Origin of the sequence: Enterococcus sp., assembly GCF_022711995.1 — a bacterium.
GTDB lineage: Bacteria > Bacillota > Bacilli > Lactobacillales > Enterococcaceae > Enterococcus_D.
The window spans coordinates 1-11,939 of record NZ_JALAHI010000004.1 but is presented as its reverse complement, the minus strand read 5'-3'; the positions used below and the strand labels follow the sequence as shown (position 1 = coordinate 11,939).

The window sequence follows — 11,939 nt, the reverse complement described above, 5'->3', positions numbered from 1 at the left end:
CGTTTAAATTAGGCATATTGATATCGGTGATAACGATATCGATCATTTCATCTTGGCAAATTTGTAATGCTTCCTCACTGTCAGTTAGAATTCCCTTGTTTTTTAGCGGTAAGTCAAATGTAGCTACGAGTTTGGCAACACCATTGGCAATTAATTCTTCATCATCAATGACTAAAATATTTTTCATGTTTTATTCTCCTTTGATTGGAATGACAAAGCGAACAACCGTTTTGTTGAATGGAATAGAGGATGAAATCATGAGCTTGGCTTCTTTCCCATAATGAATGCGTAATCGTTTTTGAATGTTAGATAAACCAATTCCACTATCACGTTCGATTGAAAAGTCTTGCTTAAAACCAGGACCGTTATCTGACACACTGACCTGCAGATAGTTGTCTTTTTGTTCAATGCTAAGGACCAATCGGCACGTCTGTTTCATATCATTGACCGCATATTTAAAAACGTTTTCAATCAATGGCTGAATCAAGAGCTTAGGAATCAGAAAAGATAAGTCGTTGACTAGAACTACTTCAATATACTCAATGCGTTTACCAAAACGTACTTTTTGGATATTGATATAGGCGTGAACGATATCCAGCTCGTCTTGAATACTCGTAAAGTCGGATTTTGTATCGATTTTTTTGCGGAATAAATAGGCTAGAGAGGTTACCATTTCAGAAATCTGCCATTGTTGATTATCGATAGCAATCCAGTTGATTGAGTCCAATGTATTATAAAGAAAATGAGGGTCCAGTTGCGCTTGTAAGCCTTTAAATTCAATTTCTTGAGACAAGATCCTCATCTCATAATTATCTTTTATCAAAGTATTCAACTCTTGGATCATAGTGTTGTAGCTGTCATAAAGGACATTGATTTCCTGCTGGCTATTTTCCGGAGAAGCTAATGGTTTAAGCGATTCGAGCTGCTTTGTTTCTTGAAGGGTGGCCATTTGAGAAGCTAAACTAGTTAACGGTTTGGTAAGCTGATTACTGATTTTACGAATCAAAAAGATCACAAATAAAATCAATGGCAGACTGACCGCTATAGACAGCCACTGCAGGCGATAGAGATCAGCCAAAACTTGATTTTCTGGCAGTAAATAAATAAATTGCATATCCTGCATGAGTTTATTATTGGCAGCAAAAAAATAGCGTTGATTATGGAAAGAGAGGGTACCGATAGATTCGGATAAAGCGTTCTCATTTTTTTGAAGTAACTGTTGAAGTTCTTGAATGTATACATCGTCCCCCGTTGGACTATAAAATACCCCATTATGCTTTAACAAAAATTGATTTTTAGTTGAAGCAATCGGAAGGTTTTCAATTTCATTGCGAAAGAAAGACGTATTTACTAAAAAAATAACTGTTCCAATGTGTTGTAAAGAAAAGTCAATGGTGGAGTAGATTTTTCGTAAATAAACTGCTTGTGAGAGATCTTCAGAAAAAAACCACTTCCCTTTAGCAGGTTCATTGGGTAATGTTGCAATCATTTCTTTAATCGTATAACCATTAAAAACATGTTCTGTCTCAGCAATAAAATTGATTAAATTTTCATTTTTGGGGCTAAAAAGATAAGTGTTTTGAATGGTCGATTCGTTTCTTACGAGATCATTTATTTCATTGCTCAGCTTTTTTTTCTGGTCCATTAATTCCAATGACTGTAAAGAATCTGTCTGCAGAATCTCTTGTAACTGCTGTTGGATCGTGGACGTGTCAATGATCCGAAAAGAAAGTGATTCGACTGAAGCCAATTTTTTGGCGATATTGTTAGAGATAATGGAAATATCTTTGTAAGCAGATTCTTTAATCTGTGTCATGTAAGCCTGACGCCAAACAAGCGTCAACATCAAAGTAAAACTAATAATGATTGCTACAGTTAAAAAAAATACAATCTGTAACTGATTCTGGAATGACTGCTTTTTAAAATGGCTGATTAGCTTTTGTTGTTGCATGATCTGATCCTCTTTTTATTTGTAGTTCTTTCATTTTTCTGATCATTTGATTATGAAAAAATTCAGCGAAAAATAGTAAAGTGGAAATCCCCGCAATCAAAAACAAAGATGTCTTTGTTCCCATTATCATGATTAAAATGTACCAAGAAGCGATCAAAGCGATTCCGTGTAGAGGATATCGGAAAATCATAAATATACTCGCGTAGATACTTTGCTTGATAGAACTCTCTTTGGCCTTTGCATACGTTAAAAAGAAGATGAGTTCACAGTATGCGAAGAGTAACAGGAATACCACATAGAATGTACTGAGCCAAGGAATACCAGTGAAAAAAAGGATCAGAATTCTCAAGTTGAATAAAAGCAGAAGAATCATTATTGAGCAAAGTGCACCAACAAGTGAAAATACCCGAAAACATTTTTTATATGTCTGATAAAAATCGATGATGGTGTAGTCGTGACCGGTTGTACGAAATTCGTATAAAAAACGAACTGTAACAGCTGTTGCAGGACCTATACCTAAAACGATACCTCCTAGGAGTGTAAAGATCAGCCATAAAATATTTAACTTTGCCATATAGGCTGTAATGGTAAAAAAATTCATTAGACTATGTTGTACATGTTTCATGCCTACACCTTCCTGTTCCTTTGAATGATAGTAAAGAAAGCATTTTCACGGATAGTATAGCATAGAAAACTGCGAAAATTAGAGGACCTCTTTTTTTTCACATTTTTACTCTGGTTTTCTCTTTTTTCGCCAGTATCTGCGAAACGGGCACTCTGATTTTTTACATATTTACTCTTTTTTTTTCATTTTTATTATCTGCTTAGTTCGCTACAATCATCATGTAAGCGTAAACAAAGAAGGGGTGTAGAAGAGATGAAGAAAAAGTTTTTTAAAACAATCAGCTTAGTATTACTGGGATTTGTGCTGACCGGGTGTGGAAACAAAGCAGATGAAGAGAGTTCAGGGAGTGAGGATGGGAAAACAACGATCTCCTTTACTTGGTGGGGTTCAGAAGTAAGACATGAAAAATACATTGAATCTATCAAGGCCTTTGAAAAGGAAAATCCAGACATCAAAGTAGAGTATGAATATGGGTCTTGGGATGATTATTGGAAGAAACTAGCAACTAAGTCAGCATCCGGTGAATTACCGGATGTTATTCAAATGGACTTACAGTATATTGCTCAATATGGAACGAAAAATCAATTAGCAGATATGTCAGAATTTATCGGGAAAGAAATCAAAACGGATGATATCAAAGATTCTATTTTAGCTACAGGAGAATTAGATGGTAGTGTCTTTGGCGTACCTGCTTCCGTAAACACAATGGCGATGCTTTATAACCCTTCAATGGTAGAAAAAGGGGGAGCTGCTATCGATTTTGATACGTATTCCTTTGAAGACTTGGTCAACAGCTCAAAAACCATTGCGAAAGCTACTGGGGAATATGGGTGGAATGACAATAATGATAATAGTACGATCATGCAGTATTATTTACGGACAAAAGGGGAAGATCTATACCGTTACGATGCTGATGGAAAGCCAGAAATTGGTTTCTCAAAAGAGAATTGGGTCAATTTCATGCAAGCAATTACTGATCTGTCAAAAGATAAAGCCCTGCCTACGGCTGAAGTAACCAGTAATGCCAAAAGTTTTGACGAATACCCATTTTCACAAGGAAAAGCAGCTTATATGATGACTTGGTCCAATCAATATCTGACTTACAAGGCTTCTGCAGCAGATGGAGTAGAGATGAACTTAACACGACCTTTTGATTCAGAAAATGGTGCAATGGCTTATCGACCAGGTTTTTTCTATTCCATCTCAAATAAATCAAAAGCAAAAGATGCAGCAGCAAAATTTGTTGATTTTCTGGTAAATAGTGAAGAAGCCAATAAAATCATTGGTACAGAGCGTGGCATACCTGCAAATGACGCCATCAAGCAGTTACTTTACCCAGATATGACACCGGATGAACAAGAATCTTCGGATTTCTTAGATGATATTGCAGATATCGTTGGCGATCCATCTCCTGTTCCGCCAATCGGCTTTGCTGAAATAAACACTTATTTCAAAGAACTATATGCAGAAATCACCTATGGCACAATGACGCCAGACGAAACGTATGATGCATTTACTAAGAAGTGTGAAGAAATTTTTGCCGAAAACTACGAATAAATAATTTTATGGGCAATGAGGCGGAAGCCTAAGTAATAGAGACCGATCATTTGAACAAAGCGGCAGGACACCTGTAGTTTAGTGGAAACGAGATGGACAGTTTTCAGCGCTACCAGACAGGAAAACGGCTTTCATTCAGTGATTCTTCTTTATCCTCACTTGGACTTCAGCTTTGTTGCTTTCTATTTTTAAAGCACACAATGACATAGTCTCTCTATTTTTTCACATTTCTGCACTTTTTTTTACATTCAAAGTGATGGTTAAAACCGATAAAATCGAACTGTAAGCGGAATCAAATATAGAAAGATGGAAGTGAAAATTATGGAAATACAGTCAAAAACTACGCCTATAAGCAAAAATGGAAAAATGAAAACTTGGTTTAGTCGGTTACCGGAATCAAAGCAAAATTTAGTCATGGGATATCTATTTATTTCACCGTTCATTGTAGGGTTTCTTGCGTTTATTATTGTTCCAATGGGAATCTCACTTTTTATGTCTTTTCATGACTATGATTTGTTGACCGAAGCGAAATTTGTTGGTCTTGCTAATTTTAAGACGATTTTTACTAATGATCCGAAATTTATGCAGTCGTTGTTGGTGACATTAAAATATGTAGTCATTGCGGTACCTTTACGATTAATCGTTGCTCTTGCTGTAGCGATGTTGATCAATCGCCCGTCTAAATTAAGCGGTGTCTATCGAGTGCTATTTTACATTCCATCCATTTTAGGAGGGAGTGTGGCTGTATCGATCATGTGGCGTAATTTATTCGGTGACTCCGGTTTGATCAATGGTCTCTTGACAGCCGTAGGAATTGATCCTGTTTACTTTTTTAAAAGTCCGGGTTTGGCACTGACGACTTTAATCTTGTTAGCTGCTTGGCAATTTGGTTCCTCAATGTTGATATTTTTATCTGGATTAAAAAACATACCAAAGGACTACTATGAGGCAGCAGAGATTGATGGTGCAGGGAAGATACGGCAATTTTTCAAGATAACTATTCCCGTATTGACACCAATTATTTTCTTCAATTTAGTTTATCAAACGATCATGGCTTTTTTGACCTTTACACCTGCATATATCATTTCAAATGGTACAGGATCACCTAGAAACGGGACGCTAGTTTATTCGTTGTATATGTATCAAAGAGCCTTCACAGACTTCAAGATGGGATATGCTTCCGCACTGGCATGGATTTTATTAGTAGTGGTTGGTTTGATAACGGTTGTCTTTTTCGCTACATCAAAATTCTGGGTATTCAAGGAAAACGAGGAGGTTTAAAAAATGGAAGTCAAAAAGCACAATTACTTATTTGATGCAGTGATATTAATTGCAGCAATTATTATGCTGTACCCTATTTTTTGGTTAATCTTTAGTGCATTCAAACCCAATAATGATATTTTCCAAACAGCGACTCAATTGTGGCCAAAAACTTGGACTTTGGCTAATTTTTCAAAAGGATTTCAAGGCATCGCAGGAATTCCCTTTGTTACCTATATTTTTAATTCGTTGCGTATTGCATTGATCGCTATGGTAGGAGCTGTTTGCTCTTCTGCAGTGATTTCCTATGGATTTGGAAGAATACCTTTTAAAGGAAAAAACTTCTGGTTTGCATGTGTATTAGTAACGATGATGTTGCCTCAAGAAATCATCATGGTTCCACAGTATTTGTGGTTCAATCACTTGGGGTGGCTCAATTCTATCCGTCCTGTAACGATTCCTTCTTATTTTGGGCATGCTTTTTTCATCTTTATGATGGTGCAATTTGTATCAGCGATTCCGACAGATTTAGATGAAGCGGCTAAAATGGATGGTTGTGGACGAATAGGGATCTTCTTCAGAGTGATTTTGCCACTGATGAAACCATCTTTAGCAAATGCAGCAATTTTTGCTTTTTACTGGAAATGGGAAGAGTTGATTGGACCAATGCTCTATTTAACACGGCCAGAAAACTATACCGTTTCAATCGCATTGAAACAATTTTTAGATTCCAGCAGTACATCAAATTGGGGGGCTATGTTCGCAATGTCTGTTGTATCGCTGCTACCGGTATTACTTATTTTCTTTCTTTTCCAAAAATATATCGTAGAAGGGATTAGTACCACAGGTTTGAAATGAACGAGCAATAAAAGGAATAGACGCCGATTTCAACTGATCTTTGGAAGGAAAAGCAAAGACCCCCTTGAGAGGGTCAACAGTAAAAAAAGAATCACACTGGCTTTTAAGATAGCATCAGCACCGATCATTGCTGAACAAGAGTAATCTGAGATAGAGTTGAAGATGATGCAGCAATTTGGGTATCATCTTTCTTTTAGACTTTTTTAGAGCAGATTCACTTGCAAGTGAAAATTATTGAGACGGAAATCCATTTGAAAATGTTTGATTTACTCATGTTGGTTCTCTGTTTGGAAAAATTCACCGCAAGAATACAGCAGATCAGCGAATAAGCGAATAACACCGTATGAAGTAACAGAAAAGAAGTATCGTTTTTTTTGAATAAATCAGATCGTTTCAATTCTTCTATTTCAAAAAAATCAAAAAGGAGAATGGATCATGGAAAATATCACGAAACGCCTGCAACAACAGATCGATCACGCCTCAAAAGTAAAAGGGCAGGTTATTACTCCTCCTGGAGAATACATCATTGGGGCAATCTATTTGAAAAGCAATGTTCATTTTGTTTTATCCGAAGACACTATATTGTATGGTAGTCAGGAACTCGCTGATTACCCGGAAATCGATAATCGGGTGGCTGGGATCGACATGAAATGGCCGTCTGCGATGATAAATATCCTTGATGCAACAGATGTGACAATTTCTGGAAAAGGAAAAATCGATGGACAAGGGGAATGCTGGTGGCATACGTTTTGGGGAACAGATGGAAAAAGCGGCATGATGGCTGCGTATGCCAAGAAAGGATTACGCTGGGCAGCAGATTATGATTGTAAACGACCACGCAATTTATTGATCTTCCAGAGTGAGCATATCACCATAAAGGATATCCATTCCGTTGAATCAGGATTTTGGAATACACAAATCACCTACTCATCCCATGTGATGATCGACGGAATGACTGTAGCAAATTCGAGTGGTCCTAGTACGGACGGCATTGATATTGATTCTTCTGAAAATGTGACGATTCAACAGACAAGGGTCTCCTGTAATGATGACAGTATTTGTATCAAAGCCGGACGAGGAACCGAGGCTTACATGAACAAGACTGTTTGTCGGAATATCACCATCAGAGATTGCCACTTAGGTAAGGGATCTGGTATCGCGATTGGTAGTGAAACTTCCGGCGGAATCGAAGACATTTCTATCAGTAGAATCACGTTTCAACAGACAGGTGCCGGATTTCGAATCAAATCTGCATCGAATCGAGGAGGATACATTCGTAATGTAGCAATCTCCGATTTAAATATGGTGAATGTCCAATTCCCATTTCTATTGCAGACCAACTGGTATCCTGAGTATAGCTACCCCGTAATTCCGAAAGACTACCAAGGGAATGTCCCGGTCTATTGGAAGAAATTGCAAGACAAGGATTTTCAAGATGCTGGTCCAGCAAAAGTAGAGAATATCGTGATTGAGAATGTTCTTGCAACAGGGGATGGTAGTGTACGTTCCAGAGCATTTTTTATTGAAGGCAATAAGAATGTCCCTATAAAAAATCTTCATTTCAGCAATGTTTCTTTGCAGGCAGTGGAGTATGGCAAGATAGCTGGGGTTGAAAACATCTCTTTTACGGAAGTTTTGGTCACAGCTTTAGAAGAAACCTGTAAACAAAATGATCGGTATGAACGTTAGAAGGAGGAAAAACAGCGTTTCGGATTCCTTTTCAACTAGTATTTTCCCTTTTTTACTCGATTTTTTCCCTGTTTTTTGTTGCTGATTTTCTTATAATAAAGAAGATGGGAAGCGCTATCTTGTTTTAACTGAAAGTCAAGGAGGACATTATGAAAATCATTTTAGGTGGAGATTCAACGAGGGCGGAATGTTCACTAGATCAAATGCCCATGATGAGCTGGGGAGAAGCTTTGCCAAAATACTTGGATCAAGAAGTAGAAGTATTGAATGCTGCACAGTCGAGGAACACACGATCATTCATGAAAGAGGGCCATTTTGATACATTGCTCAAGAACGTATCTGCTAACGATATCGTTCTTCTTCAGTTTGGTTATAAGGATCAGCACCCAGAAAATCAACTTAGCTATAGCGAGTTTACGAATAATCTGACGACCATGATAAAGGAAATTAAAAAACATGGGGGACGGCCGATTCTATGTTCACCTGTTGTAGGAAGAATCGATGAGACAGAAGCACATCTCACATTGACTGACTATCAGCCTTTTTTGAAGCGAATCAGTCAAAGCCAAGAAATCCCTTTTTTTGATTTGAATCGCTACACCTACTATATGTATCAAGGACCAGACAGCGATACACAAAAATTTTTATGGTTAAAACCAGAAGAAAAATATCCGGATGGAAGTCAAGACAATCCCTCTTTTTCAAAGAAAGGTGCGGAAATGATTGCTCGTTATGTCGCACTCCGGTTAAGGCCATATGTGGGAGAGGCAGCGCTATTTTCTAAATATTACTATGGGGCATGTATGTACCCTGAAGTATGGTCAGAGGAAGTATTTGAGAGGGATGTCCAGCGAATGAAAGCGCTGGGGATGAATTTTGCCAGAATTGGGGAGTTCATTTGGCAGCGATTGGAACCGCAAGAAGGTGTCTATGACTTTTCGACTTTAGAAAGAGCGTTGCAACTCTATCAAAAGTATGACATTGATGTTTGTTTATGTATCCCTACACCAACACCCCCGCGATGGTTTACAAAAAAATATCCAGAGGCGGTAATCAAAAACCAGGACGGCACGACGATGAGTCATGGCTCTCGACAACATGTTTGTACGAACAATGAAGACTATCGCCGCCATGCATATCAACTGACGCAAAAAATTGCTGCTTTTACGCGCAAGTATCCAAATATTGTCATGATCCAATTAGACAATGAATTTAAATGTCACGTTGATCTTTGCTATTGTGCCACTTGCCAACAGCGCTGGCATCAGTTTTTGCAAGAAGAATATCAAACCGTCGAACAGATGAATGAAAGTTGGGGAACGAGGGTCTGGAGTGAATGGTATGATGACTTTACGGAGGTCATTCTTCCTTTGAGAACGCCCTTTTTGCATAACTCTTCATTGATGAATGCATTTAGACGGTTTACGGCAGAAACGTTAAATGAATTTGCCCATGATCTTTGCCACTTCATCCGTATGGAATGTACATTGCCCATTACTCATAACACAGCATTTGGTTTTAATCTGCAAAACGAGGCCTTGTTTGCAGACTTAGATGTGACTGGATTTGATACCTATGCACCTGCGGATAACTATCCAGCCTATACGATGAACTTAGACCGCTGGCGTAATATAAAAAGCAACCAGCGAGAGTTGCTTTTACTCGAAACCTGCACAGCAAATGCGGGTCATATTGAGAATTATGCAGAACCTAGACCAAAAAGTTTTGTGACCAGTGAGGCATTTATCGGCTATGCCGGGAATTTAAAAGTGTTTAGTTTTTGGCATTTTAGAGGACATCGCTATGGTGTTGAACAGCCTCACAGTGCGGTGGTTACTGCATGGGGAGAACCGGATCGCGGCTATGAAGAAGTAGTTGAAATAGGGAAATTAAGAGCAGAGATTCAACCGCTTCTGGCAAGCAGTGAATTTGTCCCGGCAAAAATCGCTGTGATGTATTCGGATCATGCCAAACGCTTTTTTTCAATAGAAAATGGCGGTATCTATGATCATCGAGAGCTATTTACCGATTTTTATGGCAGTTTGATTCGCCAAGGCATACGAGTGGAGATTATTCCGGAAGACAGCTCATTTGAGGAATACGATTTAATACTGGTTCCATTTGTACGTTGGATCAGTTCTACTGTATTGGAAAAATTCCAAAAATTTACAGCTCAGGGAGGCAAACTGATTTTAGGACCTTTAACGGGCGATCGTACCAGAGAACTGGCATGGCCCGCAACCAATGGATTAGACCGTTTGGGAGAATGGTTAGGTCTTCATCATATTCAACAATACCTTGCCTCCGCAAATGGTTCGCCGATTCTATATGAAGGCATGTCAGAATCAGCGGATCGCTTACTAACGGTTTTTGATTGTCCGGAAGATTGGACTAGCGAAGCAGTGATGAATCAACGAACTATTATCGCGAAACAAAAGAAAAACAGTGGAGAAATTATCTATCTGGGTGGACTCCCACAATCTTTGAATAAAAGTAAGCTGTGGAAAAAGTTTTCTGAAAAGGAGATCCTCCCTTTTGAATCCGATCGGCAATGGTTGACTGTTGGTGAAGGAATAGTGAAATATCAGCGAAAGTCAGGAGCGCATATTCAGATATGGCTTGTCAATATGGAAGCCAAAGAGGCAGAATATCAGTTGAAAAAGGCCGGATATGATCGCCTCAATGGTCAAATCGTAGAACAAGGTTCCCATATCCTCCCGACTTATGCCTATCGAATCATTGAGTGGCAGAATGAATCTGAAAAAACAACGACTGGCGACTGTTTATAAAACAGCCGAAACGGTCACCTTATAAACATAAAGAGCAGGATGTGAAAAGAAAATCTGTGAATGGGAAACCTGTTCATAGATTTTTTTGTTTCAAAGGAACGTTTACTCTATAGTAATTTTTGGGTGAGTACCCAGTTGCTTTTTTAAAATCTGAAGAAAAATGATGGATTGAATGATAGCCAAGGGTCTGAGAAATTTCCGTATAACTCATCTTGTTTTCGAGAATATATTGCTTTGCTTTTTTTATTTTTAACTTTTTGAAAAAAGAAATAATACTTTCATTTGTTACTTCCTTGAAGTGTTTCTTCAAGCTAGAGGTGCCGATAAAAAAGTGCTGAGCAATTGACTCGATCGTTAATGGTTGTCCAAGATTGTTTTCCATAAAGACAATAATATTTTTTACCAATTCATCGGATTGGTAAAGGTGAGCATATTTTGTGATTTCATATTCGGTGGCATCCTCGTTGTCTAAATTTGTAAGTGCCTCTAAATAATTTGCGGGCATTTTCTTTAAAATTTTTTCTTGATTTATAGTAAGTATTAACTGGCTAACAGTAAGCATGACTTGACTCTGCGTCACAAAGTAGTAATCATTAATGATTTTATCATGAGTGATAGAAGGTTTTTGGCGTTTCAATTGCTGAATTTTTTGAAGTTCGTGTTGCAAAAAAAGAACTCGTTCTTTCATTGATGCAGTAAGCTTTAGCGGATGATTCAGTTCCTCACTTAGCTGATTAAATGTTGTCTCAAAGGTCAGAATAAGAAACTCTGCCGGTTCATCCTTAGGAAGGATGCTTATACTATCCTCACGTAAAAGGAGAAGCGAATTTTTTAGTTTCCAGCTTTTTGTTGCTGCTGAGATGGAGCATTCGCCTTTCTTTATGATCAGCAAACAGAAGGAATGATCGCCTGAATTTGCAAAATCCATTTGCTCACTTTGTTTGTATTCAGCTAAGTGAATGTTTTTTAAATTATCAATCTCAAAATCGGACATCGAATTCTCCTTAAAACTTTTAAAAAAAGATATTATTTTGCATATATAGATATTTTAACAAATTACATTATCCGTTACGACAACTATTTTCAATTTTTTTATAAATAGCCAAAGTTCCCGGCAACTTCGCCACATGCACGCCGAAAGAAATAACTTCTTATCTCGTAAGTAATTTCTTGAAAAAACTTTTTCGTCCTTAAAGCGACAACTCTTGAT

9 protein-coding genes are annotated in these 11,939 nt (G+C 37.9%); 5 read left to right on the top strand and 4 right to left on the bottom strand.

Going from position 1 to position 11,939, the window contains the following annotated elements; genetic code table 11:
* The 3 genes from Q0A12_RS00255 to Q0A12_RS00245 form a co-directional block, all read right to left on the bottom strand.
* Positions 1-187 (bottom strand): response regulator (locus tag Q0A12_RS00255; RefSeq protein ID WP_291290726.1); only part of this gene is annotated, 187 nt, incomplete at its 3' end.
* Positions 188-190: 3 nt separating this feature from the next.
* Positions 191-1,951, bottom strand: a complete 1,761-nt coding sequence (locus Q0A12_RS00250; RefSeq protein WP_291290725.1) for a histidine kinase — start codon at positions 1,949-1,951, stop codon at positions 191-193.
* Entirely contained in the window at positions 1,920-2,576 is a 657-nt protein-coding gene (locus Q0A12_RS00245) for a DUF624 domain-containing protein (protein ID WP_291290724.1), read from the bottom strand. The genes Q0A12_RS00250 and Q0A12_RS00245 overlap by 32 nt, the downstream gene beginning before the upstream one ends.
* Before the next feature lie 252 nt (positions 2,577-2,828).
* On the opposite strand from Q0A12_RS00245, the gene Q0A12_RS00240 reads away from it, so the two are divergent.
* The 5 genes from Q0A12_RS00240 to Q0A12_RS00220 all read left to right on the top strand — a co-directional run bounded on the left by Q0A12_RS00240 (position 2,829) and on the right by Q0A12_RS00220 (position 10,729).
* Entirely contained in the window at positions 2,829-4,133 is a 1,305-nt protein-coding gene (locus Q0A12_RS00240) for an ABC transporter substrate-binding protein (protein WP_291290723.1), read from the top strand.
* A 321-nt stretch (positions 4,134-4,454) separates the two neighbouring features.
* On the top strand, positions 4,455-5,414 hold the full coding sequence (locus tag Q0A12_RS00235) for a sugar ABC transporter permease (RefSeq protein ID WP_291290722.1): 960 nt from the start codon (positions 4,455-4,457) through the stop codon (positions 5,412-5,414).
* Positions 5,415-5,417: 3 nt separating this feature from the next.
* The gene (locus tag Q0A12_RS00230; RefSeq protein WP_291290721.1) at positions 5,418-6,251 is read left to right on the top strand and encodes a carbohydrate ABC transporter permease; all 834 of its coding nucleotides are present in this window, start codon (positions 5,418-5,420) and stop codon (positions 6,249-6,251) included.
* A gap of 435 nt (positions 6,252-6,686) precedes the next feature.
* Positions 6,687-7,940: a glycosyl hydrolase family 28 protein gene (locus Q0A12_RS00225; protein ID WP_291290720.1), complete on the top strand. Its 1,254-nt coding sequence runs from the start codon at positions 6,687-6,689 to the stop codon at positions 7,938-7,940.
* Positions 7,941-8,089: 149 nt separating this feature from the next.
* Positions 8,090-10,729: a beta-galactosidase gene (locus tag Q0A12_RS00220; protein WP_291290719.1), complete on the top strand. Its 2,640-nt coding sequence runs from the start codon at positions 8,090-8,092 to the stop codon at positions 10,727-10,729.
* A gap of 73 nt (positions 10,730-10,802) precedes the next feature.
* Here the strand turns inward: Q0A12_RS00220 and Q0A12_RS00215 are convergent, their stop codons facing one another.
* Positions 10,803-11,723: an AraC family transcriptional regulator gene (locus Q0A12_RS00215; RefSeq protein ID WP_291290718.1), complete on the bottom strand. Its 921-nt coding sequence runs from the start codon at positions 11,721-11,723 to the stop codon at positions 10,803-10,805.
* Between the last annotated feature and the right edge of the window lie 216 nt (positions 11,724-11,939).